The following is a 26,881-nucleotide window of genomic DNA, read 5'->3' on the forward strand; positions in this document are numbered from 1 at the left end:
TGTTCAGGATCCGGATCTGGCGCCCGGTTATGTCGAGGCTAGCGGTTCGCCGCGTCGCCCGACAGGTCTCGCCTCAAGGAAAAAAGCGGCCGCCGCAAGGGGGAAGCGCGGCGGCCGGCAGGAGGTGAGAGGAAACGCTTACCAGCGCGCGCGGAGACCCAGCGTGTAGCGGGGTTCGAACTCGTTCTGGCTGGAGTACTGGGTCTTACCCTGGGCGAAGCGGAGGTAGTAATCCTCGATCTCGCCGGTGACGTTCGACCCGTTGAAGTAGATCGTGACGTTGTCGCGGATGTTGTAGCTGACGTTCACGTCCACATAGCCCGTCGACTTCTGCATGACCGGGATCACGCGGTTGCCGCCGCCGCCCATCGTCCCCGAGAGGCGATCGGTGCGGTAGTTGTAGGCGACGCGGGCCTGCAGCTTGTCGTCCTGGTACCACCCCACCAGGTTGAACTGGTGCTTGGAGTTGTCGAAGAACGGGATCTCGTCGCCGGCGAGGTCCAGGCGGCTCTCGTGGCTGGGCGAGTAGGTGTAGTTGCCGTCCACACCGAAATTCGACAGCAGGCCCATGTCGGGCAGCACGTCGGCGAAGGCGACCTTGGCGCCGACCTCCACGCCCTTGACCGAGCCGCCGTCGCCTTGCAGCGGCAGGCTGACGTCGACCTCGCGGCGGATCACGCCGTCCTGGTCGGGGAAGCGGCCCTTGATCGTGCCGCCGGTGACGAAGCTGTCGATCTTCAGCTGGAAGGCCGAGATGTTCAGCATCGAGGCGCGGCCGAAGTAGTACTCGACGGCGCCGTCGAAGTTCGACGCCCGCCACGGGTTCAGGTTCGGGTTGCCCGACGAGCTGGCGCCGGTGACGCAGCGGATGTTCAGGCCGTTGCCGCAGTCGGCGGTGAAGATCGACAGACCGCCGCCGTAGTTGCCCAGGTCGAGCGGCTGCATCGTCTTGGCGTAGGCCGCGCGCAGCTTGATGTTGTCGGTCAGGTCGTAGACCGCGTTCACCGACGGCAGCCAGTCGGTGTACTTGCGCTTGGTCACCTGGTCGCCCGCGTCGGCGTTGGTGTCGCCGTAGTTGCGGACATCGCCGGTCAGGTTCTGCTTGACGTTCAGCTCGGTCTGGATGACGCGCAGGCCGATGTCGCCGTGCAGGTTGCCGATCTCGAAGTCGGCCGAACCGTAGGCGCTCTGCTCCTTCAGCGTCACGTCGTAGGTCTGGCCCGGGACGATCACGCGGATGGCGCCGCCGAACACCTTCTTGTGGAAGGCCTCGGCGTCGTCGAAGTCGCGCGGATCGATGGCCCAGAAGCCCGGAATGCCGCTGGTCACGCCGCCCAGGTCGTCGACCCAGATGGTGTTGTTGTAGGTCGTCAGCTTGGTCGGACGATTGACCGTGTAGCCTTGGAACACCGGCGCGCCGGTGATCGGATCGGGCACGAACTCGCCCGCCTGGCACTGGTTCTGGTTCATCACGACGTCGATGGCCTTCCACTGGGCCTCGCAGCCGCCGGCCGGCACGGGCGAGCCGTTGGCCTGCACCGCGCCCGGGACGCCGCCGTAGAAGCCCGAGAACAGGTGGAACTGCTCGACGTCGACCGAGCGATCGCTCTGGCGCACGCCGGCGTCGATCTTGGTGATGAAGCCCAAGAGCTTGTCATCGAAGCGATAGTGACCCTCGGCCCGGAACACGTTCATGTCCGAGTTCACTTCGTTGTTGCCTTCCGACGAGAAGGCCCCGATGGCGTAGCTGTCCTTGTTCGCCATGTAGTCCTTGAGGGACTTGCCGGCGCCCAGGCCGCCCGTGATCGGACGATCGAAGCCGCTCCACACCGGGTGATCGCCGGCGATGTTGTAGTGCAGCTGCGGGTTCTGGCCGTAGCCTTGCGGGTTCGGGTTCAGGTAGCAGCCGCCGGCGCTGCCGACGACGGCGTTGGACCGCTGCCCGGCCGGATACTGGTCGCAGATCGCCTTCGGATAGAACGTGCCGCGGGTGCGGTCGTTGGCGTCGCGGAACAGGTTGAAGCGGCCGGCGCCGTACTGCCAGTTCGACAGGTCGCCCTGGGCCTGGCCGTTCATGCTGAGACGGTCGCCGGTGGCGCGGATGGCGCGGACTTCCGAGGTGAACGGTCCGCCGTTGTCGTACTTCAGTTCGAGATTGTAGTTCTTGGACTCGGACTTGGTGGTGCGGTTGACGCTGAACGAGTTCACCCACCAGGCGTCGATGTCGTACTCGTCGACCGAGACCCACGGGCGGCCGTTGCCGCCGTTGGTGGTGGGGGCGTTGACGCCGGTCGGGTCGAACACGGTGGGCTTGGTCCAGACGCCGAAGGCGCCGCCGTCCCAGCGGTTGGAGATGTTGATGCCGGCGGCCCGGTTGTATTCGTCGAGCTTGGCGTAGAAGCCCTCGGCGATCAGGGTGAAGCCTTCGCCCAGCTTGGCCTCGAAGGCGACGTTGACGCCCAGGCGCTTGCGCTCGACGACGCGGTTGAAGCTCTCGAAGCCGTGCGGCGAGACGAAGTTATTGGGATTGCTGCCGCCCCAGTCGTTGTTGCCCGACAGGCTGGCGACGCCCGAATAGTTGTTGCCCAGGTTCGACTTGCTGGAAGCCGCGCCGATCATCAGGCCGACGTTGTCGTTGCGCCAGTTGACGACGCCGTTGACCAGGTAGTCGTCCTTCTTGGTGCGATCGCCACGCTGGGCCTCGGCCGCGCCGGTGAAGGTCAGCCCCTCGCCGAACTGGAATGGGCGGCGGGTCTTCAGGTCCAGGGTGCCCGAGATGCCCGACAGGGCGTTGCGCGGGTTGGTCGACTTGTAGACCAGCACCTGGTTCATCAGCTGCGAGGGCACGTCCAGCAGGTTCGGCTGGGCCGAGCCCATATTGCCGGCGCTGAGGTACTGTTCGCCGTTGAGCAGGGTGATGACCTGGGCCAGGCCGCGGATATTGACCGTCGCGCCCTCACCGGCGTTGCGCTGGATCTGCACGCCCGAGATGCGCTGCAGGGAGTCGGCGATGGTGACGTCCGGCAGCTTGCCGATGTCTTCCGCCGAAATGGCGTCGACGATGGCCGATTGCCTGCGCTTGATGTCCACCGACTTCATCTGCGAGCCGCGGACGCCGGTGACGACGATCTCCTCGACCTGCGTGTCGGCGGCTCTTTCCTGCGCGAAGGCGCCCGTGGTCAGCGCCAATTGCGATGCGCCGGCGACGAGCGCCAGCGTCAGGCCGCGCGTGAGCACGGCTTTCCTTGCTTCCTGAGACAATTCCTCGCTCCCCAATAGATCGTTCTTATTGGCCACCCGCCCCGTCCCGCGCCTGCGCTCCCGCGCCGGTCAGCGAGCCGCGTCAGGGGCTTCGCCGGGCTTGCCCAACCGCCTGACCGACGATTGTCCAAGTCCTTGGCGCCCCCAGCGCCCGGACATTCGATTCTGGTCTTTCGCCTTCACCGAACGCTGGCACATTTCAGAAATGTCCCACCCAAGTCAACAAGAATGTCAACGTTGTCATTGTTGCGAGACAAGGCGTTATACGCCGTAACCGTGCCTGCGCCAGGAAGGTACCGGTCACATGGCGCATCCGCCGACGCCCCGCGAATATCCCTTACAGGGCTGGAAAAACGGAGGTTCTACCGCCTGACCCCGCGCCCCGGCCTCATTGCGCGGCCCCGAAAAGACTGACCACCACGACTCACCACGAGCGCGCGGAATCCGGAGCGTAAACCAGCATGACAGGCGGCCAATTTGTCTTGCCCATGTCCACAAAAATGGCTCACGAATGTCCCAAGGCATGACAGGCGGGACATCATCGGCTAGAGCAATCGGCGTTCGTCGTCTCGCGGGCCGCCTTTCAATGGGGGGACGCCCGGCTTAGCTTGACGCCCGAACGGACGCGGGGACCCATGACGACGATCAATGACGTGGCTGAACGGGCGGGCGTTTCGCCCAAGACCGTCTCTCGCGTTCTCAATGATCATGAGAGCGTCAGCGCCAAGACGCGCGATCGCGTCCAGGCGGCCATGCGCGACCTTGGCTACCAGCCCAGCGCCGCGGCCCGCGGCCTTCGCTCTCAGGGCTCCGGCTCGGTCGGCGTGCTGATGGGCGACCCATCCGGCGGCTATCACACCCGCATCCACCACGCCCTGCTGCTGGCCTGCGTCGAAACAGGACGCCATCTCACGGTCGATCTGTCAGATGGATTGGCGCCCGGCTGGCAAGACCGTCTCCACGCCTTTATCCGCGACAGCGGCGTGCGCGAGATGATCCTGCTGCCGCCGGAGTGCGACTTCGGGGCGATGAAAGACCTTCTGCGCGAGCTGGACGTCCGCTGCGTCCTGATCTCGCCGACCACGCCCGATCCTCGCTTTCCAGCCATCGCGATGGACGACCGGGCCGCGGCCCGCGAGGTGGTCGAACACCTCTTCTCGCTGGGGCACACGCGGATCGGCCACATCGCCGGCCATCCCGACCATGCGGCCAGCACGCACCGGCGCAACGGATTCTATGAGGCCTATGCGGCGCGCGGCCTTCCGCGTCCTGGGCCCGAGTTGGTCGTCGGCGGCGAGTTCACCTTCAAGACGGGCCTCGAGGCGGCCAAGACCCTGCTCGACATCGCCGATCCGCCGACCGCGATCTTCGCGGCCAACGACGAGATGGCCGCGGCCACCTGCATGGAGGCTCAACGTAGGGGCCTGCGGATTCCCGACGACATCTCGGTGGTGGGCTTCGACGACCAGCCGATCGCCAGCGTGATCTGGCCCAGCCTCACCACCATTCGCCAACCGTTCGAGCAGATGGCCCTGCGCGCGTTGCAGACCTTCGCGGCGTGGAACGCCAACGAAGGCGCGGGAAAGACGAACGCCCCCTTCCTCGCGCGCCATTCCCTGGTGGTGCGCGAATCCACCGGTCCTGTCGGAAGCGGCTCGCCGCCTCCCAGAAAGCCCTGACACCCGACACGCCCTCAACGCGGCGCGGCGAACAACGAACAAGACGAATACGACGGAGGAAACATGACCCGGACGACCTTGCGCGGCCTGACCCTGGCCCTGCTGATCGGCGCCTCCGCGCCGACCCTGACCGCCACCGCCGCCCTGGCCCAGACCCCGGCCGCCGCCCCTTCGGCTCGTCCCTGGCTGGACGCCAAGCTGGACGCCGACAAGCGCGCCGACCTCGCCGTGGCCGCGATGACCAACGACGAGAAGTTCACGGTGATCTTCGGCTACTTCGGCGCCGACATGAAGCCGAAGTACACGCGCCATCCGGACTCCCTGGACGCGTCGGCCGGCTATGTGGCGGGCGTGCCGCGGCTGGGCATTCCGGGCCAATGGCAGACCGACGCCGGCGTCGGCGTCGCCACCCAGGGCGCGCGCCAGGACCTGCGCCAGCGCACCGCCCTCCCCGCCGGCGTCGCCACGGCCGCCACCTGGAATCCGGAGCTGGCCGAGAAGGGCGGGGCCATGATCGGCAAGGAAGCCCGCGACTCCGGCTTCAACGTCCAGCTTGCCGGCGGCGTGAACCTGGTGCGCGAGCCGCGCAACGGCCGGAACTTCGAGTACGGCGGCGAGGATCCCTGGCTGGCCGGCGTGATGGTCGCCGCCCAGATCCGCGGCATCCAGTCGAACAACATCATCTCGACCATCAAGCATTACGCCCTGAACGCCCAGGAGACCGGCCGCTTCGTGGTCAGCTCCAACATCAGCGAGACGGCCGCCCGCACCTCCGACCTGCTGGCCTTCCAGTTCGCCATCGAGCAGTCGGACCCGCACTCGGTCATGTGCGCCTACAACCGCGTTAACGGGACCTACGCCTGCGAGAACGACTGGCTGCTGAACACGGTCCTGAAGAAGGACTGGGGCTACAAGGGCTATGTCATGTCCGACTGGGGCGCCGACCACTCGTCGGCCAAGGCGGCGAACGCCGGCCTTGACCAGGAGTCGGCGGGCGACGCCTTCGACAAGCAGCCCTTCTTCGGCGCGCCGCTGAAGGCCGACCTCGCCGCCGGCCGCGTGAGCCAGGCTCGGATCGACGACATGGCGCGCCGCGTGCTGCGCGCCCTGTTCGCCAGCGGCGCGGTCGATCATCCCGTCCCCACACCCACCTCGCACGACCTGCCCGCCGCCACCCTGGCCGCGCACGCCAAGGTCACCCAGGCCGACGCCGAGGAAGGCATCGTCCTGCTGAAGAACGACGGCGGCCTGCTCCCCCTGGCCAAGACGGCCAAGACCATCGCCGTGATCGGCGCCCACGCCGACGTCGGCGTACTGTCGGGCGGCGGGTCGTCCCAGGTCTATCCGGTCGGTGGCCGCGCGGTGAAGGGCCTGGAGCCCGCCACCTGGCCGGGCCCGGTGATCTACTATCCGTCGTCGCCGCTGAAGGCGCTGCAGGCGCGCTATCCCAACGCCAAGGTCGTCTATGACGACGGGACCGATCCGGCGCGCGCCGCCAAGCTGGCCGCCGACAGCGAGCTGGCGCTGGTGTTCGCCGACCGGTGGACCACCGAGTCCGTCGACGTCGAGACGCTGAACCTGCCCAAGAACCAGGACGCCACCATCGACGCGGTCGCCTCGGCCAACAAGAAGACCGTGGTCGTGCTGATCACCGGCGGTCCCGTGGTCATGCCGTGGCTCGACAAGGTCGGCGCCGTGGTCGAGGCCTGGTACCCCGGCACGGCGGGGGGCGAAGCCATCGCCCGCGTCCTGACCGGCGAGGTCGACGCCTCGGGCCGCCTGCCCGTCACCTTCCCCAGGAGCGTGGCCGACCTGCCCCGCCCGACGCTGGACGGCGATCCCAAGACGCCCGAGGCGCTGTTCGACGTGAACTACGACATCGAGGGCGCCGCGGTCGGCTACAAGTGGTACGACCTCAAGAAGATCGAGCCGCTGTTCCCGTTCGGGCACGGCCTGTCCTACAGCAAGTTCGCCTATTCGAACCTGACGGCCGCGGCCGCCGGCGACAAGGTGACCGTCAGCTTCGACGTCAAGAATGTCGGCGCCCGCGCCGGTAAGGACGTGCCGCAGGTCTATGTCTCGCCGAAGGCCGGCGGCTGGGAAGCGCCCAAGCGTCTGGCCGGCTTCAAGAAGGTGTCGTTGGCGCCGGGCGCGACCCAGCGCGTGACCGTCACGGTGGATCCTCGCCTCCTGGCCTCCTGGGACGACAAGGCGCACGGCTGGTCCATCGCCGCGGGCCAGTACGATATCGCGCTGGGCTCATCTTCGAGGGCCCTGGTCGCCAGCACGCCGGTCACCTTGACCGGCGCCAAGCTGCCGGTGTCGCCGAAAGGGCGCTAAGGAGCCGGATCCCCGGCGCGCTCGACAGCCTCGCCCGCGCGTGATCAAGCGCCTGTGCGAGGCTGGTTTCCCCTCACTCCCGCGCTGCGTGCGGGGTTTGGGGTTAGAGCTTTGCCTGGATGGCCCTCCCTACGGCGTCGGCGTCTGGGCCGAGGATGACGTGGACGAGGGTGTCGGTGATGTGGACGAGGCCTCGGGCGCCGGCGTTGGCGAGGGCGGCCTGGTCCAGGGCGGCGGGTTTTTGCAGGACCAGGCGCAGGCGGCTGGAGCCGGCTGAGAGCTGGCGCAGGTTGCCGGGCCCGCCGAGGGCGGCCAGCAGGGCCTTGGCCTTGGCCTCGTCCTGGGCGCTCGGGGCGCTGGACGCGACCTGGGACGACTGAGCCTGGACCGGAGGCTGGACCTTGGGCGCGGGCGCTCCCAGGGCGGCGCGGATCTCGCCGGCGACGGCGTCGGCGATGGGGCCCAGCACCACCTGCAGGGCCTTGTCGGAGGGACGGACGATCCCGCGCGCGCCCAGCGCCTTGAGGGCGGCCTCGGAGACGGCGGCCTGGTCGGCGACGATCAGGCGAAGGCGCGTGGTGCAGGCGTCGACGCTGGCGAGGTTCGTGGCCCCGCCCAGGGCCTGGACGAAGTCGGCCCCGCGCCCGCCGCCGGTGGTGACGGCCTGGATCGGAGCGGCCTCGTCGTCCTCGCGGCCGGGGGTCTTGAGGTCGAACCGGGCGATGGCCAGGCGGAAGAGACCGTAATAGACGCCGGCGTAGACGAGGCCGATCGGGATCAGCCACAGCGGCCGGCTGGCCTTGCCGAAGTTCAGCACATAGTCGAACAGGCCCGCCGAGAAGGTGAAGCCCAGCTTCACATGCAGCATGTCCAGCAGCGCCATGGAGACGCCTGTCAGGATGGCGTGGATCGCATAGAGCGCCGGGGCCAGGAACATGAACGAGAACTCGATCGGCTCGGTCACCCCGGTCAGGAACGAGGTCAGGGCCAGCGAGGCCAGCATGCCGCCGACGGCCTTTTTCTTCTCGGGCTTGGCGGCGTGGTACATGGCCAGGCACGCGGCCGGCAGGCCGAACATCATCACCGGGAAGAACCCGCTCATGAACGCCCCGGCGCTGGGGTCGCCGGCGAAGAAGCGGCGAAGGTCGCCGGTCGCGCCGTGATAGTCGCCGACCACGAACCAGGCGATGTTGTTGAGGATGTGGTGCAGGCCGGTGACGATCAGGATCCGGTTGAGGAACCCGAACACCACAAGGCCGATCTCGCCCGAGCCGACCACGGCCCGGCTGGCCGCGTCGACCCCGCCGTTGATCGCGTCATAGCCCAGGCCCAAGAGGACAGCGATGGCCAGACCCGCCAGGCCCGAGACGATCGGCACGAACCGCCGGCCGCTGAAGAAGGCCAGATACTCCGGCAGCTTGAAGCCGGAGAAGCGGTTGTAGAAGAGGCCGCCGATGATCCCTGAGACGATGCCGATCGGCACGCTGAGCTTCGCCAGCGCCTTGGCCTTGTAGGCGGCGCTGGCGAGATCGGCGTGGGCCTGGACGAGGCCCGCCGTGACCTCGGCCGGGACATGCAGCAGGGCCTTGGCGCCCTCGACGGCGATCAGGAAGCAGACCACGCCCGCCAGGCCCGCGGCGCCATTGTTCTCGCGGGCCAGGCCCACGGCCACGCCGATGGCGAAGAGCAAACCGAGGTTGGAGAAGATCGCGTCCCCGGCCGCGGCCATGAAGCCGATGTTCAGGAGGTCCGGCTGGCCCAGGCGCAGCAGCAGCCCCGCCACCGGCAAGACCGCGATCGGCAGCATCAGGGCCCGGCCCAGCGGCTGGAGGATCTCAAGCGGAGACTTCATCTGGGTCAGGCTCCGAGGCTGGCTTGGACGAGGCCGCGCACGGCCTCGGGCGAGGTCTGGGCCAGGGCCCGGGCGGCCAGATCCTGGCAGGCGAGGAGATCCAGCGCGCGGACGCGGGCCTTGACCTCCGGAGCGATGGCGGCGGTGGTCGAGAGCTCCGTGACCCCCAGGCCCAAGAGGATCGGCGTGGCCACGAGATCCGAGGCCAGGCCCCCGCAGACCCCGACCCAGCGGCCGTGGGCCTTCGCCCCCTGGCAGGTCTGGGCGATCATCCGCAGCACCGCCGGGTGCAGGGCGTCGATCCGCGCGGCCAGCTCCGGATTACCCCGGTCCATGGCCAGGACGTATTGGGTGAGATCGTTGGTGCCGACCGAGAGGAAGTCGGCCTCGGCGGCGATCAGGTCGGCGGTCACAGCCGCGGCCGGGGTCTCGATCATCACGCCCAGTTCGACGTGATCGGTGACGCCCAGCTCGCGCTTGGCCTCTTCCAGCACCGCCCGCACGGCGCGCAGCTCATCGAGGCTGCCGATCATCGGGACCATGATCTTGCACTGGCCTTGAGGAACGACCCGCAGGATGGCGCGCAGCTGGGTCTTCAGAAGGTGCGGCCGCCAGAGGCTGACGCGCACGCCGCGCAAGCCTAGCGCCGGGTTCTCCTCGGCCGGGATCGGCAGGTAGGGCGCGGCCTTGTCACCGCCGACGTCCAGGGTGCGCACGATCAGCGGCTTGCCTTGAAGGGCGTCGGCGATGGCCTGGTACTGGCGGGCCTGCTCGTCCTCGTCGGGCGGGGTCTGGCGGTCCAGGAACAGGAACTCGGTGCGAAGAAGCCCACTGCCCTCCGCGCCGTTCTCGATCGCCGCCAGGGCGTCCTTGACCGAGCCGGTGTTGGCGAAGACCTCGATGCGGGTCCCGTCGCGGGTCACGGCCGGCTCAAAGGCGGCGGCCTTGGCGGCGGCCTTGCGGGCCTGACGGCCGGCCAGGGCCGTCTGGGCCGCTTCCAGGGCCGGGGCGTCGGGGGCCACGCGCAGGCTCCCGCCGTCGGCGTCGAGGATCAGGGCCGTTCCGTCGGCGATGCTCAGCGTCGCGCCGCCCAGCGCCACCAGGGCCGGGATCCCCATGGCCGCGGCCAGGATCGCCACGTGCGAGGTCGGACCGCCCCGGGCGGTGGCGAAGCCGGCGATGACGCCAGGGTCCGCGCCCATCAGCTGCGAGGGCAAGAGCTCGTCGGCCAGCAGGATCGCGCCTGGCGGCAGGACCGTGGCCTCGTCGTCTTCTCCGGCCAGCGCCCTTAGAACCTGGCGCTCGAGGTCGATCAGGTCGTCGACCCGCTCGGCCATCCGGCGATCCCCCAAGGCCCGCAGCGCCTCGACATAGCCGCCCACCGCCGCGCGCCAGCCAAAGCCGGCGCTCTTGCCCGCCGCGATCAGGCTCCTGGCCTGGGCGAGAAGCTCGGGATCGTCGAGGAAGGCCAGGTGCGCGGCCAGGATCGCCTTGCGGGCCTTGTCGCCTTTAGAGGCGCTGGCCTCGATCTTGGCGCGGACCTTGTTCAAGGCGGCCAGCAGCGCGGTCTCTTCGTGCGCCGCGCCCTGGCCCTCTTCGCGCACGGCGATGTCGGTCGAGGCCAGGCGCACGGCCTTGCCGATCGCCAGGCCCGGCGCGGCCAGCACGCCCTTCAGCACCCCGTCGGCCGGCAGGGCCGCTGGAGCCAGGGGCGCTTCGGCGGCGATCGGCGCGGGAGCCGAAGTCGTCTTGGCCGAGGTCTTCTGGGCCGAGGTCTTCTGGGCCGGAACCGGCGCCCCCTCGCCCATGCCGCTCTCGATCAGGTCGGCGATGGCGTCGACGGCGGCCTTCGCGTCCGCGCCCGAGGCCAGGACTTGAATCTCATCGCCGTGGCGCGCGGCCAGGGCCATCAGTCCCACCGGGCTCCTTGCGCTCGACCGACGGCCGCCCACGGCCAGCGCGGTCTCGGCGGCGAAGGTCTTGGCCAGCTCGGCGATCCGCGCCGCCGGTCGCGCGTGGATCCCGTGCATCAACGGCACGGTCACCGCGCGGGAAATCTCGTTGGTGGGTTCGGCGGCGTCCGAGACGCCCGCGCCGCCCAGCGGCCGCAGCTCCATCAGGAACCCGCCCGCCTCCACGGCCATGTCCTGGTCGCGGCGCACGATCTCGAAGGCTTCGGGATTGGTGATCACCACCGGGGTGATCAGGCTCTTGGCCCGCTGGGCCAGCAAATCGAGGTCAAAGCTGATCAGCGGCTGCCCGGTCTTGACCGCCTGGCCCTCGCGCACGTGGACCTCAAAGCCCTCGCCGCCCAAGGCCACCGTCTCCAGGCCCACATGCATCAGGATCTCGGCGCCCGCCGTCGATCGCAGCGTCACCGCGTGACCCGCCCGATGCGCCGACACCACAACCCCGTCGCACGGCGCCACAAGCTCCCCGCCCAACGGATCGATCGCCACCCCGTCACCCAGCATCCGGCCCGCGAACACCGCGTCCGGAGCCTCCGACAACGACGCGATCCAGCCCTTGAGGGGCGAGGCGAGAACGAGGTTGGACAAGGGCTTCGGCTCTTCTTGAAAACTAGTTCGCGGGCGTCAGGGTCACGCGATCGATCGCCCAGAAGGGATCGACGCTCTTGGCCGTGAAGCTCAGGCAAAGATCGACCTTACCCCGACGCGCGGGCAAACGGCTGGTGATCGTGGACAGGCCCGGATTTTTCGTCGCCTCGCCCAGCGGAATGGCGGCCAGGCGTTCGCCCGCGCAGCCGGCGCGCACCTCAAGCTCGCCGCCCGGCGTCGCGGGCGCGCGCAGCGGAATGCGGTCGCGGTCGGCGCCGACCTGGAAGTTGAAGGGGATCTGACTGGCGCGGACGCTGAGGATCGCGCCCTTCGTGAGGTCCGCGCTCTCCCAGATCCAGCAGGGATTGAGGATGTCGACGAACATCATCGCCCGCCGCTCGAAGGCGCGCGGGGCGTCGTCGACCATGGTCAGGGGCACCTTCTCGGTGCAGAGCTTCAGTTGCGCGCTCAGGCGGGTGTGCAGCAGGGTCGGCGTGAGGGTCCACGATCGCTCGCGGCCCAGGGCCTGGCCGTCCAGGAAGGACCGGGCCTTCACCGTTGTTCCCGCCGGCAGGTCCAGCTCGTCGGCGTAAGGCGTCGAGACTGTGGTCGGCGCCTTGCCGTCGAGCGTGTAGCGGATTTCGCCAAGCCCGAGCCCCGTGGACAGCGCCAGCCGCGTCTTGCCCCCTTCGCCTTCCGACAGCGTCGGTTGCGGCTCGAACGGGACGGTGTTGGCGGCGACGCCGAGGATCTTCAGCCGCGCCATCTCGGCGGGCAGGCGGCGGGCGAAGTCGCTCCAGTCGGCGCCGCCCTCCGGCGTCCAGCCCCGCTCGGCCAGGGCGACGGCGCGCGGGAAGGCCATGGCCTGCATCCGCGCGTCGGTCTGCATGTGCTCGGTCCAGACATTGGCCTGGACGCCGAGGATGTGCTGGCGCTGGTCGGCGGTCAGTTGGGCCGGCGCGGGGTCGAAGGCGTAGACATCCTTCAGGCTGACCACCTTGCCCCGGCCGGTCGGCTCGTCGGGCGAGGCGCTCTGACGGTTGTCGAGATACAGCGTCGGGTGCGGCGACAGCACGGTGTCATGGCCCGCCTTGGCCGCGGCGATCGCGCCGTCGATCCCGCGCCAGGACATCACCGTGGCGTTGGGCGCGAGGCCCCCCTCCAGAATCTCGTCCCAGCCGATCAACCGGCGGCCGCGCTTCTCGAGGGTCTTGCCGACGCGCTGGATGAACCAGCTCTGCAGCTCGTGCTCGTCCTTCAGCCCCAGTTCCTTGATCTTGGCCTGGATCTTGGGACTGGCCTTCCACTGGTCCTTGATCGCCTCGTCGCCGCCCACGTGGATGAAGGTCGAGGGGAAGAGGTCCATCACCTCGTTCAACACGTCGTCGAGGAAGGCGAAGGTCGCGTCGTCGGTGTTGTAGAGCCACGGGAAGACTCCCCAGTCGCCCATCTTCGACGCATCGGGCGGCGCCGAGCCGAGCTCCGGATAGGCGACGATCGGCGCGAGGGCGTGGCCGGGGGTCTCGATCTCGGGGACGATGGTGATGTTGCGGGCGGCGGCGTAGGCGACGAGGTCGCGGACCTGGTCCTGCGTGTAGAAGCCGCCGTACTTCGGATAGGCGCGCGCCGCGCCGGGCTCCACGCGCCAGGCGCCGACCTGCGTCAGCTTCGGATACTTCTTGATCTCCAGCCGCCAACCCTGGTCGTCGACCAGGTGCCAGTGGAAGGTGTTGAGCTTGTGCGCCGCCATGGCGTCGAGCGTCGCCTTCAGCGTGGCGATCGACTGATAGTGCCGGGCGCTGTCGACCATCAGGCCGCGCCAGGCGAAGCGCGGGGCGTCCTCGATGACGGCGGCCGGAATGGCGACGGGGCCCTTTGTCTCGTCGGGCGTCGCCAACTGCCACAGAGACATGGCGCCATAGAACAGGCCCGCGCGCTGGGCGGCGGCGATGGTCACGCCGCTCGGCGAGACGTCGAGCTTGTAGGCTTCGCCAGAAGGGCCCTCGCGGGTGAGGACGATGGCGCCAGCGGTCGGTCCGCCTTCGACGACGGCGGGTCGGAAACCGCGCGAGCGGCGGATCAGGTCGGCGAGCTGGTTGGCGACGCCTCGGGCCTCGACATCGCCCTTGGCGACGTGGATGCGGGTGGCGGCGGAGAGCTTGAAGGCCCCCTCGGCGCGGACCGCCTTGGCCGGCGCGGGGGTGAGGGTCAGGTCGGCGGCGCCCGCCGGCGTGGCGAAGGCGGCGGCCAGGGCGAGAGCCGAGACGACGACGGTGCGGAGCGGGGTCAGGGTCACGCGGCCTCGCGAAAACTCAGGCGGCAAAAAGCGGGCGGAACAGCTGGGCTGTCCCGCCCAATCTCCATGCTTGCAGTCAGGAGGGGATCGGATCAATGCGCATGGGCGGAAGCTCGGGGCGCCCGAGCCTCCGCCCCTGACGCGCTAGAAGCTCACGTTCAACGTGGCCTGCAGCTTGCGGCCCGTGCGGTAGACGCCGCGCGGCAGGGCCGTGGTGTTGGCGTAGGCGTAGTACTCGCTGTCCAGCAGGTTCTGCGCCGACACCGAGGCGGTGATGTTCTTGGTCACCGCGTAGCCGGCCGTCACGTCCAGCGTCTTGGAGGCGCGGACGAACATGTTGTCGCCGCGGTCCACGCCGGTGAAGTACTTCGACCGCCAGGTGAAGGTCGCCCGGGCCGAGAACGGACCGTGCTCGTAGAAGGGGCTGACATTGACCTGGTTCTTCGAGCTGTAGGGCAGCGGCGCGCCGTCCTGGCCCGAGGCGTCGGCGTAGGTGTAGTTGGCCAGCAGGCCAAAGCCGTAGGCGTAGGTCTGCTGGTAGGCCAGCGCCACGCCCTTCACTTCGGCCGAGCCCGCGTTGAACGGACGGCTGATCTGGTAGGTCGTGACCTTGCCCTGGGACTGGTTGAAGTACGACTCCGGCTGCGTGCGCTGCAGGATGTAGTTCGAGATGTCCTTGTAGAAGACCTCGGCCGACAGGATGGCCTGGGGCTGGAAGTACCACTCGGCCGAAGCGTTGAAGTTGCTCGACTTGTAGGGTTCCAGCGCCGGGTTGCCGCCGCCGCCGGTCAGGATGCCGTCCGACAGCCAGAAGTAGTTGGTCATGTCGGCGTAGTTCGGACGGGCGATCACCTGGGCCGCGGCGAAGCGGAACACGAGGTCCTCGCGCGCGTCGACGATGATGTTCACGCTGGGCAGGACGTTGTCGTAGCTCTTCTTGGTGACCTGCCAGGTCCAATCGGCGGCCGCGTTGCACGGCGCGCCGGGCTTGCAGACATAGCCGGCGCTGTTCACCGAGGTCTTCACGTAGCGGACGCCGAAGTTGCCGCGGATGTTGTCGGCCTTGAAGTTGGCCTGGGCGTACGCGGCGTCGATATCTTCCTGGATGTTCCAGTTGCCCGCCGTGAACTCTGCGGCCGCGAAGATCGAGGGCTTGGGCAGAGAACCGCCAGTCGGTAGCCACTTTCCGCTCTGAACGTAGTCCACCATCGACGGACCGCTGATCCGGAAGCGGTTCTTCATCTGGTCGCCGACACCGTCGAAGCCCTTCAGATAGTTGCTGGGGACTTCGCTGGGGCTGAACAGGGAGGCCGGAGCGGCGACGCCGGTGATGGCGATGCCCGCATACTGCTGTCCGGTCTCGTGCTCACGACGCTTGTAGCCGACCTGGACGCGCTGGATGACGCCATCGAAGTCCTTGCCCAGGTCGATCTGGGCGTACTTCTCTTCGTCGGAGGTCGGCTTGGAGACGAGGTTGCCGCTCCAGCCCGGATCGGTCGCGAAGGCGGCCGGGTTGCCCATCACATTCGTCGTATAGGTCAGGCTGCCGGCGCTCTTGGGCGCGCCGCTGATGTCGACGGTGTAGTTGGCCCAGTTCAGGAACTCGAGGAACACCTGGCGCTTGGTGCCGCCGTCGGCGGTGGACTTGCCGATCTCGCCGTTCAGGTCCCAGCCGTCGCCCTTATAGCCGCCCTTCAGGTGATAGGTGTCGGAGTTCAGCTCGGCCTCGCGATACTGGACGTCCAGCACCGACAGGGCGTTGTTGAACGAGGCCTTAGTGACGACGCCGTTATTGACCTCGATGCCGGTCAGGGCGCCCAGGCTGTTCCAGGTGTTGCCTTGGAAGGCGTACATCGACTGGTTGGTGTTGTCGTAGTCGGCCTTGATCTTCAGCCAGTTGAACTCGAACGACAGAGCGTCGGTCGGCTTCCACTGCAGCGCCGTGGTGTAGGTCGTCCGCGTGCGGTCCTGCTCGAAATAGGAGGCGCCGAACGCGTTCGGGCTGCGGGCCGTCAGGTTGGACGTCAGGGTGCTGGCGCAGGTTCCGGTGCAGCCGCGAGTGCGGGAGTCGACCGGATTGTCCGGATTGCCGCCGGCCCACTGGTTGGCGGCGATGGTGCCGTAGCTCTCGACACCGTCGCGGCGCAGCTGGTCTTCGGCGCGCTGGACCGAGAAGCTGGCCCCGAAGGTCTGGTCGGCGTTCTTCCAGCTGACCAGCAGCGAGCCTTGGGCGTCGCCCTTCTTGGAGCGGTCGTTATAAAGATAGCTCACCGCGCCAGCGATCAGGCCAGACTTCAGGTCCAGCGGCTTGCGGGTGTTGACGATGACCGTCCCGCCGATGCTGCCTTCGTCGATGCGCGCTTCGGGCGACTTGTAGATGTCGACCTTGCCGACGATCTGCGGGGCCAGGAGAGCGTAGTTGAAGGTGCGGCCGGGGGAATCGAGAATGAACCAGTCAGCGGAGGCGACGGTCTGGCCGTTCAGCAAGGTGCGGTTCAGCGCGGGGTCGGTGCCCAAGATGCTGACCTTCTCGCCTTGACCGAAGGCGCGGTCCACGGTCACGCCCGGCACGATCGTCAGGGCTTCGGCGACGTTCGCGCTCGGGAACTTGCCGACGTCCTCGGCGGTGACGACATCGATGATGGCGTCGGCGCGGCGCTTGGATTCGATGGATTGCAGCAACGAGGCGCGGATGCCGGTGACAACCACCTGCTCGACGGCGTTGCTGTCTTGCGCCAGAGCCGGAGCGGCGGCCGCGACGGCCATGGCGCTGACGGATGCGGCGAGGACGGACTTGTGGAAACTTTTCATACTCGGCTTCTCCCCATTATGCCGGGCCGCTTGGACCCGGAGCCGAACCCCAAGCCCAATCTGGTACCAATTTTCTGGGAGGATCCGCAGAAATGGGTACTTCTCAGGCCTCGGGAGAGAACTGTGACGGAAATTTTTCGGATGACAAGGCCAAAAAGAAACCAATTACGGACCAAGTTGCGATTGGTATGAAAATGGTCATATGCTATCGGAATGGGCGGCGACCGCCGACGACTTGCGTGGGGAGAGCTGGGCGATGACATTCGCGGAACGGATCGGGCGGCTGGACCCCGCCACCGATCACGCCCCCCTCTACAAGCAGCTGCAGCGCGTCCTGCGCGAAGCGATTCACAAGAAGGTCCTGGGGCCGGACGACGCCTTGCCCGCCGAGCGCGACCTCGCCGACGAGTTCAAGATCTCGCGCATCACGGTGCGTAAGGCTCTGGATGGACTGGTCAGCGAGGGCCTGCTGACCCGCCGCCAGGGGGCCGGCACCTTCGTCGCCGCGCGGGTCGAAAAGAGTTTCTCCAAGCTGTCCTCCTTCACCGAGGACATGATCTCTCGCGGGCGGGTGCCCCGGAGTGAATGGATCAGCCGCAGCGAAGGTCAGGTGACGCCCGAGGAGTCGCTGACCTTGGGCCTGTCGCCGGGGACTCCGGTCTATCGCTTCGCCCGCATCCGCTATGCCGACGGATCGCCCATGGCCGTGGAGTACACGACCATCGCCGCCTTCGCCCTGCCCTCGGTCGAGGCGGTGGGGGTCTCGCTCTACGAGGCGCTGGAGGCGACCGGCCACCGCCCCGTTCGGGCGCTGCAGCGCTTGCGGGCGGTGCTGTTCGCCGCCGAGCAAGCCGACCTGCTGGGCGTGCCCGCCAAGGATGCGGGGTTGCTGATCGAGCGCCGAGGTTTCCTCAAGGACGGCCGGGCGGTGGAAGTCACCCAGTCCTACTATCGGGGCGACGCCTATGACTTCGTGGCCGAGTTGAACGCCCTGTCCTGATGCTGGTCGCGCTTGTCCATGGCCGGGTGCTGACGCCGGCCGGTCTTGTCGAAGACCAGGCCGTCCTCGTCGAGGGCGGCAAGGTGGCCGCCGTGGTTGCGATGGCCGAGGTCCCCGCCGGGGCCGAGCGCCAGGATCTGGCCGGCGGCCTGCTGGTCCCGGGCTATATCGACACCCAGGTCAATGGCGGCGGCGGCGTTCTCTTCAACGACGCCCCGACCGTCGAGACCATCGCCGCCATCGGCGCGGCCCACCGGGCCTATGGCACGACCGGCTTCCTGCCGACCCTGATCAGCGACGATCTGGATGTGGTCGACAGGGCCCTGCGCGCCACCGAGGCCGCCATCGAAGCAGGCGCGCCCGGCGTGCTGGGCGTCCACATCGAGGGGCCGTTCCTCAATCCCAAGCGCAAGGGCATCCACGACGAGGCCAAGTTCCGGGTCATCGACGAGGACGCCATCGCCCTGCTCTCGTCGCTGAAGCGCGGCAAGCTGCTGCTGACCCTGGCCCCCGAGCGCACCACGCCCGAGATCATCGCGCGCCTCTCGAAGGCCGGCGTGATCGTCGCGGCCGGACACACCAACGCCCGCTACGAGACCATGCGCCAGGCCATCGACCAGGGCCTCTCGGGCGTCACCCATCTCTTCAACGCCATGTCGCCGCTGACCAGCCGCGAGCCCGGCGTCGTCGGCGCGGTGCTGGAGGACCAGAGCGTCTGGGCCGGGATCATCGTCGATGGCCGCCACGTCGATCCGGTGACCTTGAAGATCGCCCTGCGCGCCCGGCCGCTGGACCGGTTCATGTTGGTCACCGACGCCATGCCGACCGTGGGCATGGTCGACAAGCGCTTCACCCTGCAGGGTCGCCAGATCACCGTCCGCGACGGCGTCTGCGTCGACGATCACGGCACCCTGGCGGGCTCGGATCTCGACATGGCCGCCGCCGTCCGCAACGCCGTTTCGATGCTGGGCCTGTCCTTGGCCGACGCCGTCATGATGGCCTCGGCCGCCCCCGCCGCGTTCCTGGGCCTTGGCCGCCAACGCGGCCAGATCGTCCCCGGCTTCGCCGCCGACTTCTGCCTGCTAGACGACGACCTCAACGTCGCGAAAACCTGGATCGACGGGACTGCCGCCTAGCCCCTTTCGGCAAAGAAAAAGGCCGCCGGTCACCCGGCGGCCTTCTCCGTCCATGCCTTTCGGCGGGACTACATCTTGTAGCGGACCCCGAACATGATGGTCCGGCCAAAGTGGTTGTACTCGTAGTTGCGATTGGCCTCGAGGTCGGTGAAACGATCGCGGTACTCGTCCGTCAGGTTCACGCCTTCCAGCGAGACTTCGAAGTTGTCGTTCACGCGATAGCGCATCGAGGCGTCGACATTGATCGAGCTGTTATAGCCCTCGAACACATTGCCGGTGTCGCTGGCGGCGTCGGTGTAGCCGCTACGATAGGCGACCGAGGTGCGCGCGCTGAACTTGTCGCCCTCATAGTAGAGCGTCGCGTTGAAGGCGCGCTTGGACAGGTCGAACAGGCTCGAAGACTCGTCCCGAGCAACGAGCTGCGGGAATGAAAGCTGTGCGTTCGTCGTAGGATTGCGAGGATCGGCGACAGTGGCCGCGCCATTAACCCGGTAGTTCACATTAGAATCGACCAGGGTGACATTGGCGATACCGCCGAACTTCGACCAGAAGCCAGGCAGGAAGCTGAACGGCCCCTGCACCGCGAACTCGACACCCTTCAGCGAAGCGCCCTTGCCATCGATTGTCGTGCCGATCGTCCAAGCCCGCGCTTCGGGATTCGCGGCGGCCGGGGAGCTGGCCAGGATCAGCGACAGCGGCAAACCGGTCGACGCATAGGTGCCCTGGACCGAGGTCGAGAGCGGGAAGCTGGCGATATCCTTCTTGAACAGGGCGATCGAGAAGATCGATTCGCGGGCGAAGTACCATTCGACCCCCGCGTCGTAAGCGTTGGCGCGGTAGGGCTTCAGCTGGGGATTGCCCGTGGTGATGCGGTAGTTGAAACCATCCACCGAGCCTCCCGGCGTCAGCGCCCCCAGATTGGGACGGGTCATGACCTTGGCGGCGGAGGCGCGGACGATGACCTTGTCCATCGGATAGAGGACCAAGTTGGCCGCGGGGAGCCAGTCCTCGTAGGTGCGGTCGACGGTCAGGTTCTGGCCGCTGTTGAGGCCCGTCGAGGACTGCTCGGTCTTCACATATCGAACGCCAGCGTTCAGCGCATAGTCGAGATCGCCGACTTGGCTCTTCACATCCATCTGCAGGAAGGCGCCGGTGTCCTTCTCGGTGACCGAGCGGGTATTGCCAGCCTGAACGAGCAGCGGGCGCTGGTAGAGGTTGATCAGCGCGGTGGCGGCCTGCAGGTTCGGCGCGGCCCAGCTGGTGGTCGTGCCGGCGGGAGCTTCCGCGCCCGAAAGTGTGAAGTTCGTGGTCAGCGCCGAGGTGACCGGCGCGCCATAGGTCCCGGCCGCGCAGGTGAAAGCCGCGCAATAGGTGGAGTCGCGGGCTCCTTCACGCAAGTCGAGGTCAAACTGACGGAACACGGCGCCGGCCTTCAAGGTCACGGCGTCGGTCAACGCCCAGTCGCCGTTCAGGCCAAAGGTCTTGAACTTGTTGGTGTTGTTCGACGGGCGGTCGCGGAACTCCGCGAACTGGAAGTTCGTCGGCTCGCTGATGCTGGTGCCGAAGGCCAGCACCGGCTTCTTCATGTTCGTATAGTCGTAGCTGTATCCGGTCGCGTCACGATCGTCGAAGATGATCGTGGTCTCGTACGGGATGTCGGCGTCCGACTTCGAGAAGCCGGCCAGCGCTTGAACCTTGAACCGGTCGGAGAACTCGTGCGTCAGGTTGGTGCTGAGTTGGTAGAAGGTCGTGTCCAGCTTGCGCTCGTAGTGCTCAAGGCGAACCCATGCGTTATCGAACGTGCCTTTAATCAGGTTGTTGTTGCTGTCGATCGTATAGTCGCGAACGTTGATCGAGCGCTCGTTCGACCGGAACAGGACCTCAGCCCACTTCTCGTTCCGGATGGCGGTGTATTTCGAATAGAGGCCGTCCACCGACAGCTTGGTGCGATCGGTCGGGGCGAACTGCAGGCTGCCGGTGACGCCCAGGCGCTCGCGGTCGTGGTTGACCTCGCCATAGCGCGGAATACGCGGGTGGAACGCCAGGGCGACTTGGTCGCAGGCCGCGCTCGGCACGTAGCTCCCGCCGGAGTTTTGGGTGGTGAAGCAGTTGGTCGTTCCAACGCGGTTGAAGCGGGCCTGAGCCCAGCGAACCGTGTTGTTGGTCGACTCGATCTGGTTCTGCTGCGAATAAGCCGCCGACACCGACGCGGCCCAGAAGCCGCTCGGGGCGCGGTAGTTGATCAGGCCCGCCACCCGGGGGCCCAGGTCCTTGCTGAGGCTGTTGTATTGGCCCTGCGCGCTGAGGGCCATGGTGAAGCCGTCCTTGCCGCGCATGGGGTTGCCGGTGTTCAGGTCGACCACAGCGCCCAGCGAACCTTCGTCCAGCGAAGCCTCGGCGGTCTTGTGCACGACCAGCGAGCTGAAGAGCTCCGAAGCAAAGACGTTGAAATCGAAGCCGCGCTCGCGGTTGGCGCTGGCGCCGTCGGAGGTGGTGGCGACGGCTTCCATCCCGTTCACGCGCACGCGGGTGAAGCGGGAGCCCAGGCCACGCACGGTGATCGCGCGGCCTTCGCCGCCGTCGCGGACGATCGAGATGCCGGGAACGCGCTGCAGCGACTCGGCGAGGTTCTGGTCAGGGAACTTGGCGATGTCTTCGGCGACGATCACGTCGACCGACGAAACGGAGTCGCGCTTGGCGTTCAAAGCCGCGTCCAGCGACTTGCGGAAGCCGGTGACGACGACTTCCTCGACCACCGCCTCCGCCGGATCGGCGGCCTGCGCCGCCGGGGCGGTCTGCGCCATGGCGCCGCCGGCCATCATCAGCGTCAGCGCCAGCGCCCCGCCAGAGACACCGTAGTGAAGGGCGCGCGCTCGCGCCGTGAACTTCTTGGACATATAGCCTCCTCCCGTGTCGACCATCGGCGATTGCGCCCTGGTGGCCGTTGATCCGCTTCGCGACCTTCCCTCGCGAAACGAGCCCCAGCCGGTAAGTCTTATTTTTGCTACCGGTGTCAAAAGCGATCTGTGTTTTTGACACCGGTGGCACAGTGCTAACAAAGGCCGGGTCGCGCCACAAGGCCGCAATATGGCCACAGGTTCCGGAACTGGGCGCCCCGTTGCGTTTCCGACACATAGCGCCGTTCGCCGACGGCGGTGTCAGGCCTCGTCGGGACGGTAGTTGCTCACTTGGTAGAGGCCCTGCAGCATGGCGTCGCGCTGATCGACGGGCAGGAGCGCGCCATGGGCGCGCAGCAGGCGAAGGGCGTCGATGTGGACGTCCACGGCGTCCCAGCGCCAGTAGCCGGCGCCCTCGCAACTGTCGACCAGGGTGCAAAGCGACACCGCCGCCTTGTCGATCCCCGCATCGGACACGAAGGCGCTGACGTCGATGATCCGCGAGCCAAGCACGTAGAGCCCCTCATAGGCCTCGGAGACGCGCTCGGGCGTGTCCTTGCCGAAGCGGCGCTCGATCTCGGCGATCGCCTCGTCCAGCGCGGCCATCGAGGACTCGCGCAGGCTCTCCACCCCGGCTTCAGCGGCGGCGATAGCATCCTTGGCCATGATCCCGCCGCGCTCCTTGATCAGCGCGGTCAGGCGGTTGGGGGGACGGAACTTGCGGACTTTCATATCTGCACCTTGGCTGGGCGCATCAGGTTTGCGATTTCGTCGTCGGACATGTTGGGCGTCTGCGCCTCGCCCACCTCCGGCGGAAGGTCGTCCTTGCGCCGCCCGTCCGTGCCCGGAGGCGGCCCTTCATGCTTGAAGCGCCGATCGGGCCCGACATAGGTGTCGCATTCGATGAAGGCGCGGTCCTCGCGCGCCACCCAGAAGATGCGTTCGAGCAGCACCTTGGGCGTAATCGGCTTGGCCACCATGAAGTTCGCCCCGGCGTCCCGCACCTTGAAGATCTGCGAGGTTCGGGTGTGACCGGTGACCAGGATGACGGGAATGTAGCGATTGCTTTCGCCCCCCTCCCGCCGAAGCCATTGGATGAATTCGATGCCGTCCGTCGTCGGCATCTGCACGTCGCTGATGATCAGGTCGAAGGTCTTGGTGCGGACCAGGGTCTGGGCGTCGGCGACGCTTTCAGCGCGGAGCAGCTGCTTGACGCCGAAGCCGGAGACGACCTGCGACAGGATATCCAGCGAGGGACCATTGTCATCCAGTACGAGCACCGTCGCCCGCTCGAGATTGATCCGTGTCGAGGGGAGAAGCGCGTCGCTCATCGGCGCTAGAAGAAATCGAGTTCGCCGGCGACCTGGCGTTCATCGGTCTGCTCTTCGGCGCGCAGGCGCTGGGCCATGTCAGCCAGGCCAAGACCGTTGAGAACCGGGGTGATCGACATGCTCCATTCGCCCGAGGCGTGATGGCCGATGCGTTCGAGTACTTCCGAGAGGCCATGAAGGCGCTGGCTCAACTCATCCAGGGCCTGCAGCCGCGCGAGGTTCTCGACCGAGGCGCCGCCCTGAGCCAGATCGCCAGCCAGATGCTCGCAGTCCCGGCAGATCGCGGCCGCCGAAGCCAACTCCGCCGCCAGGCGACGCGACAGTTCACTGACCGCGAGATGCTCGGTCGTGTCGGTCGTCGGCGTCGGGAGCGGCGAAGCTTGCATAAGGCTAGAACAGATCCACGTCGCCGCTGGAGGCGGCGGGCATAGGGACGGGAGCGGGACGACGGACATCCTGCGGCGCGTTGTCGACAGCCACCAGGCGCTGACGGACGCGACCAGAGGCCGGCCAGAACTCGACCCGGCGAGCGGAGACGCCGCCCGTGCTGGACGAGACGATCGGAATGCCTTCGTCGCGCAGGAAGCGCTCGGCGAACGCGGAGTTGCTGGCGCCGACGTCCGACAGGCCATCGAACAGCTTGGCTCCGCCGAAGATCTTGGCTTCCAGCCGCTCGCGGCGGGCGCCCTTCTTCAGCAGTTCGTTGATCAGCAGTTCCATGGCGTAGGCGCCGTAGCGGACCGCGTCACCGCCGGTCCCGCGTCCGTCGCCGGAGTCGGGCAGCAGGAAGTGGTTCATGCCGCCGACGCCCGATTGCGGGTCGCGGATGCAGGCGGCGATGCACGAGCCCAGCACCGTGGTCATGACCACGTTGGGATCGGTCGTCACATGGCTCTCGCCCTGGGTGACGTGAACCTTGATCGCACGCTCGGTATCTTCGGAGGGGTTGTGGTGCGTCATGTCAGCTGCCCGAACACCTGTTCGATCTTGTCACGCAGTCCCTGGACGGTGAACGGCTTGACGCAATAGTTGTTGACGCCGAACTGCACCGCGCGCTGGACAAGTTCCCTGTCGGCGCGGCCCGTCAGCATGACGAAGGCCGTCTGGCGGATCGGCGGGTGCGATCGCACCGCGCGCAGCAACGCCAGGCCGTCCATCTTCGGCATGTTGAAGTCCGAGATGACGAGGTTGGCCGGCTTGGCCAGGAGGTTCTTCAGAGCCTCCTCGCCGTCCGGGGCCTCACGGATGTCCTTGAAGCCGATCTGCTGCAGAGCATTGCGGATCAGCGCCCGCATGGTCAGCTGGTCGTCGACGACGAGAACGGAGATGGTGCTTGCTTGTGGCATGGGTTCAGCGCCTCGCCGAGGCCAGATCGAGAATGGACTGGCCCATGGAGGACAGGGACACCTGTTTCTCCACCGCGCCAATTTCGAAGGCGGCTCGCGGCATGCCGTAGACGACGCAACTAGCCTCGTCCTGGCCGAGCGTACGCGCCCCGGCCTTTCGCATGGCCAGAAGGCCTTGAGCTCCATCGCGGCCCATGCCGGTCAGGATCACGCCGACAGCCTTGTCGCCCAGGGTCTGGGCGACCGAGTTGAAGAGCACGTCCACCGACGGGCGGTGACCGCTGACGGGGTCGCCTTGGACCAGACGGCACCGCAGGCCGGCCGAACGGACGACCTCCAGGTGCGTGGCGCCGCCGGGGGCGACATAGACCTTGCCGGGCTCGAGCACCGCGCCGTCGGTCGCTTCGGTCACCTTGGCGCCGCTAGAGCGATCAAGGCGGGCGGCGAAGCTGGCGGTGAAGGTCGCCGGCATGTGCTGGGTGATCACCGTCGGCGGGCAGGTCTCGGGGAACTGCTGCAGGATCGACAGCAGCGCCTCGACCCCGCCGGTCGAAGAACCGATGGCCACCAGGTCGCCCGAAGGCATATAGTCCTTGCGCGGCGCGCGGGCCGGCGCGGCGTCGGCCTTGGTGCGCACCGAGGCGCGCGCCGCGGTCTTCACCTTGGTGACGATCTCGGCCAGCGCCTCCTGGGTGCCGGTCGCATCGGCCGGCTTGCCCACGCAGTCCACCGCGCCCAGTTCCAGGGCCCGCAGCGTCATTTCCGCGCCAGCCTGGGTCAGGGTCGAGACCATGACCACCGGCATCGGCCGCAGGCGCATGATCTTTTCGAGGAACTCGATGCCGTTCATGTTCGGCATCTCGATGTCGAGCGTGACGACGTCCGGGTTGAGCGTCTTGATCATCCCCCGGGCTTCGAAGGGGTCGCCAGCGCCGCCGACGACCTCGATCTCGGGATCACGGTTCAGGGCCGCCGAAATCAGGCTCCGCATCGTTGCGGAGTCATCGACGACGAGTACGCGAATCTTAGCCATTAGCGGCCCACCTTTCTGTAGGCGGTTAGACCGCAGCTTTCGAACGCGGTCACGGAAGCGCCAACGCGCTCGGAGTGGCCGACATAGAGCCGGCCGCCAGGGGCGACGAGCGGCGCGAAGCGGCTCCAGACGCGTTCCTGGGTGGGTTCATCGAAGTAGATCACGACATTCCGACAGAAGATGGCGTCGAACGGACCCTTCATAGGCCACGACGGACCGTTGAGATTTAGTTCCCGGAACGCCACGAGGCTGCGAGCGGCCTCGCAGACGCGCCAGGCGCGGCGATCGCTGGCGTCGCGCTCGAAGAACTGGCTGCGCGTCGCGGCGGGGATGCCTTCCAGCAGGCTCTCGTCGTAGACGGCGGCCCGACCCGTCGCCAGGACGTTGGTGTCGATGTCCGTACCCAGGATCCGGATGTCCAGGTCCGCGGCGTTCGGCCACACCGACAGCACGGTGAAGGCCATCGAGTAGGGCTCCTGGCCCGACGACGAGGCGGCGGACCACAGGCGCAGGCGACGACCGGCGCGCACCTGGTCGGCGATCGGCTCCAGCACGTTGACGCGCAGGTCCTCGAAGTGGTGCGGCTCGCGGAAGAAGCGCGTGACGTTGGTGGTCAGCGCCCGGAGCATCTCCTGGCTCTCGTCGCCGCCCTTATCGCTGGCCACGAAGGCGCAGTAGTCGGCGAACGAACGAAGACCCAGGGCGCGAAGGCGCTTGGCCAGGCGGGAATAGACCAGCGTCGCCTTGCTGTCGGGCAGGCTGATGCCGGCCAGATCATACAGCAGCGCGGCGATGCGCTTGAAATCCTGGTTGGTGAAGGCGAACTCGCCATCGACGATGGCGTCTCGCTCGGAGAGGGCTGCGGCGGTCATCAGGCGGCCATCGCCTCCCGTTCCGGCAGGATCCGATCGAGCGAGATTTCGCTGATCATCCGGCCCTCGATGGAAATAATGCCGCGCACGAAGCTGCGAACCGCGTCGCAGGCGACGTCCGGCGTCGGCTGGATCATGTCGTCGTTGACCGACAGGATGTCGGACACCGCGTCGACCAGCAGGCCGACGGTGCGGTCGCCCGCCTTCACCACGATGAACACGCTGCGGACGGTCGGCTCCAGCACCGGCATGCCCAGGCGGGAGGCCAGGTCCATGATCGGCAGGACCGCGCCGCGCAGATTGATCACGCCGCGCATGTAGCCGGGCGATTGCGGAAGGGTCGTCGCCGGGCTCCAGCCGCGGATTTCGCGGACGGCCATGATGTCGACGCAGTACTCCTGATCGCCCACACGGAAGGAGATGAGTTCTCGGCGGTCAGCGCCGATTGCGGTGGCATGTTCTTCCATGA

18 protein-coding genes are annotated in these 26,881 nt (G+C 67.5%); 4 read left to right on the forward strand and 14 right to left on the reverse strand.

All coding sequences use genetic code 11. The features are described 5' to 3' along the window. Positions 1-138 precede the first annotated feature (138 nt). Positions 139-3,261, reverse strand: a complete 3,123-nt coding sequence (locus CSEG_RS18715; protein ID WP_083778427.1) for a TonB-dependent receptor — start codon at positions 3,259-3,261, stop codon at positions 139-141. 635 nt (positions 3,262-3,896) lie between these two features. Between CSEG_RS18715 and CSEG_RS18720 the strand changes: the two genes are divergently transcribed. Both CSEG_RS18720 and CSEG_RS18725 read left to right on the forward strand, forming a co-directional pair. Beyond that, positions 3,897-4,940 carry a LacI family DNA-binding transcriptional regulator gene (locus CSEG_RS18720; protein WP_013080801.1) on the forward strand — a complete coding sequence of 348 codons (1,044 nt, stop codon included), beginning with the start codon at positions 3,897-3,899 and terminating at the stop codon, positions 4,938-4,940. Between the two features lie 63 nt (positions 4,941-5,003). Beyond that, positions 5,004-7,280, forward strand: a complete 2,277-nt coding sequence (locus CSEG_RS18725; protein ID WP_013080802.1) for a beta-glucosidase family protein — start codon at positions 5,004-5,006, stop codon at positions 7,278-7,280. A 103-nt stretch (positions 7,281-7,383) separates the two neighbouring features. Here the strand turns inward: CSEG_RS18725 and nagE are convergent, their stop codons facing one another. The 4 genes from nagE to CSEG_RS18745 all read right to left on the reverse strand — a co-directional run bounded on the left by nagE (position 7,384) and on the right by CSEG_RS18745 (position 16,797). Beyond that, positions 7,384-9,132, reverse strand: coding sequence for an N-acetylglucosamine-specific PTS transporter subunit IIBC (gene nagE / locus CSEG_RS18730; RefSeq protein WP_013080227.1), 1,749 nt, complete (start codon positions 9,130-9,132; stop codon positions 7,384-7,386). A gap of 5 nt (positions 9,133-9,137) precedes the next feature. After that, positions 9,138-11,690 (reverse strand): phosphoenolpyruvate--protein phosphotransferase, encoded by a 2,553-nt coding sequence (gene ptsP / locus CSEG_RS18735; protein WP_013080803.1) that lies wholly within the window; start codon positions 11,688-11,690, stop codon positions 9,138-9,140. A 22-nt stretch (positions 11,691-11,712) separates the two neighbouring features. Further along, entirely contained in the window at positions 11,713-13,986 is a 2,274-nt protein-coding gene (locus CSEG_RS18740) for a beta-N-acetylhexosaminidase (RefSeq protein WP_013080804.1), read from the reverse strand. A 144-nt stretch (positions 13,987-14,130) separates the two neighbouring features. Further along, on the reverse strand, positions 14,131-16,797 hold the full coding sequence (locus CSEG_RS18745; RefSeq protein ID WP_013080805.1) for a TonB-dependent receptor: 2,667 nt from the start codon (positions 16,795-16,797) through the stop codon (positions 14,131-14,133). A gap of 256 nt (positions 16,798-17,053) precedes the next feature. Between CSEG_RS18745 and CSEG_RS18750 the strand changes: the two genes are divergently transcribed. Both CSEG_RS18750 and nagA read left to right on the forward strand, forming a co-directional pair. Next, a complete protein-coding gene (locus CSEG_RS18750; protein WP_013080806.1) occupies positions 17,054-17,797 on the forward strand; it encodes a GntR family transcriptional regulator in 744 nt (247 codons plus the stop codon). Then, positions 17,797-18,933, forward strand: a complete 1,137-nt coding sequence (nagA, locus tag CSEG_RS18755; protein WP_013080807.1) for an N-acetylglucosamine-6-phosphate deacetylase — start codon at positions 17,797-17,799, stop codon at positions 18,931-18,933. The genes CSEG_RS18750 and nagA overlap by 1 nt, the downstream gene beginning before the upstream one ends. Before the next feature lie 68 nt (positions 18,934-19,001). On the opposite strand, the gene CSEG_RS18760 is transcribed toward nagA, so the two are convergent. The 9 genes from CSEG_RS18760 to CSEG_RS18800 all read right to left on the reverse strand — a co-directional run bounded on the left by CSEG_RS18760 (position 19,002) and on the right by CSEG_RS18800 (position 26,879). Next, positions 19,002-21,830, reverse strand: coding sequence for a TonB-dependent receptor (locus tag CSEG_RS18760; RefSeq protein WP_013080808.1), 2,829 nt, complete (start codon positions 21,828-21,830; stop codon positions 19,002-19,004). A gap of 261 nt (positions 21,831-22,091) precedes the next feature. Further along, entirely contained in the window at positions 22,092-22,562 is a 471-nt protein-coding gene (locus CSEG_RS18765) for a hypothetical protein (protein WP_013080809.1), read from the reverse strand. Then, positions 22,559-23,161: a response regulator gene (locus CSEG_RS18770; protein ID WP_013080810.1), complete on the reverse strand. Its 603-nt coding sequence runs from the start codon at positions 23,159-23,161 to the stop codon at positions 22,559-22,561. Before CSEG_RS18770 ends, CSEG_RS18765 begins: the two co-directional genes overlap by 4 nt. A gap of 5 nt (positions 23,162-23,166) precedes the next feature. Beyond that, positions 23,167-23,547 carry a hypothetical protein gene (locus CSEG_RS18775; protein ID WP_013080811.1) on the reverse strand — a complete coding sequence of 127 codons (381 nt, stop codon included), beginning with the start codon at positions 23,545-23,547 and terminating at the stop codon, positions 23,167-23,169. 4 nt (positions 23,548-23,551) lie between these two features. Further along, complete coding sequence (locus tag CSEG_RS18780; RefSeq protein ID WP_013080812.1) at positions 23,552-24,121, reverse strand: chemotaxis protein CheD; 570 nt, start codon at positions 24,119-24,121, stop codon at positions 23,552-23,554. Beyond that, the gene (locus CSEG_RS18785; protein ID WP_007675655.1) at positions 24,118-24,507 is read right to left on the reverse strand and encodes a response regulator; all 390 of its coding nucleotides are present in this window, start codon (positions 24,505-24,507) and stop codon (positions 24,118-24,120) included. The genes CSEG_RS18780 and CSEG_RS18785 overlap by 4 nt, the downstream gene beginning before the upstream one ends. Before the next feature lie 4 nt (positions 24,508-24,511). Then, on the reverse strand, positions 24,512-25,540 hold the full coding sequence (locus tag CSEG_RS18790) for a protein-glutamate methylesterase/protein-glutamine glutaminase (protein ID WP_013080813.1): 1,029 nt from the start codon (positions 25,538-25,540) through the stop codon (positions 24,512-24,514). Then, positions 25,540-26,412 (reverse strand): CheR family methyltransferase, encoded by an 873-nt coding sequence (locus CSEG_RS18795; RefSeq protein WP_013080814.1) that lies wholly within the window; start codon positions 26,410-26,412, stop codon positions 25,540-25,542. Before CSEG_RS18795 ends, CSEG_RS18790 begins: the two co-directional genes overlap by 1 nt. Beyond that, positions 26,412-26,879, reverse strand: coding sequence for a chemotaxis protein CheW (locus tag CSEG_RS18800; protein ID WP_013080815.1), 468 nt, complete (start codon positions 26,877-26,879; stop codon positions 26,412-26,414). Before CSEG_RS18800 ends, CSEG_RS18795 begins: the two co-directional genes overlap by 1 nt. Positions 26,880-26,881: the final 2 nt, after the last annotated feature.

The sequence above is a fragment of the Caulobacter segnis ATCC 21756 genome (genome assembly GCF_000092285.1).
In the GTDB taxonomy this organism is placed as follows: domain Bacteria; phylum Pseudomonadota; class Alphaproteobacteria; order Caulobacterales; family Caulobacteraceae; genus Caulobacter; species Caulobacter segnis.

Coding starts and splice junctions, on each gene's coding strand:
- CSEG_RS18745 (WP_013080805.1), bottom strand. CDS start 16,797: ATGAAAAGTTTCCACAAGTCCGTCCTCGCCGCATCCGTCAGCGCCATG.
- CSEG_RS18765 (WP_013080809.1), bottom strand. CDS start 22,562: ATGAAAGTCCGCAAGTTCCGTCCCCCCAACCGCCTGACCGCGCTGATC.
- CSEG_RS18780 (WP_013080812.1), bottom strand. CDS start 24,121: ATGACGCACCACAACCCCTCCGAAGATACCGAGCGTGCGATCAAGGTT.
- CSEG_RS18725 (WP_013080802.1), top strand. CDS start 5,004: ATGACCCGGACGACCTTGCGCGGCCTGACCCTGGCCCTGCTGATCGGC.
- nagA (WP_013080807.1), top strand. CDS start 17,797: ATGCTGGTCGCGCTTGTCCATGGCCGGGTGCTGACGCCGGCCGGTCTT.
- CSEG_RS18775 (WP_013080811.1), bottom strand. CDS start 23,547: ATGCAAGCTTCGCCGCTCCCGACGCCGACGACCGACACGACCGAGCAT.
- CSEG_RS18795 (WP_013080814.1), bottom strand. CDS start 26,412: ATGACCGCCGCAGCCCTCTCCGAGCGAGACGCCATCGTCGATGGCGAG.
- CSEG_RS18750 (WP_013080806.1), top strand. CDS start 17,054: ATGACATTCGCGGAACGGATCGGGCGGCTGGACCCCGCCACCGATCAC.
- CSEG_RS18770 (WP_013080810.1), bottom strand. CDS start 23,161: ATGAGCGACGCGCTTCTCCCCTCGACACGGATCAATCTCGAGCGGGCG.
- CSEG_RS18760 (WP_013080808.1), bottom strand. CDS start 21,830: ATGTCCAAGAAGTTCACGGCGCGAGCGCGCGCCCTTCACTACGGTGTC.
- CSEG_RS18800 (WP_013080815.1), bottom strand. CDS start 26,879: ATGGAAGAACATGCCACCGCAATCGGCGCTGACCGCCGAGAACTCATC.
- CSEG_RS18790 (WP_013080813.1), bottom strand. CDS start 25,540: ATGGCTAAGATTCGCGTACTCGTCGTCGATGACTCCGCAACGATGCGG.
- CSEG_RS18785 (WP_007675655.1), bottom strand. CDS start 24,507: ATGCCACAAGCAAGCACCATCTCCGTTCTCGTCGTCGACGACCAGCTG.
- CSEG_RS18720 (WP_013080801.1), top strand. CDS start 3,897: ATGACGACGATCAATGACGTGGCTGAACGGGCGGGCGTTTCGCCCAAG.
- nagE (WP_013080227.1), bottom strand. CDS start 9,132: ATGAAGTCTCCGCTTGAGATCCTCCAGCCGCTGGGCCGGGCCCTGATG.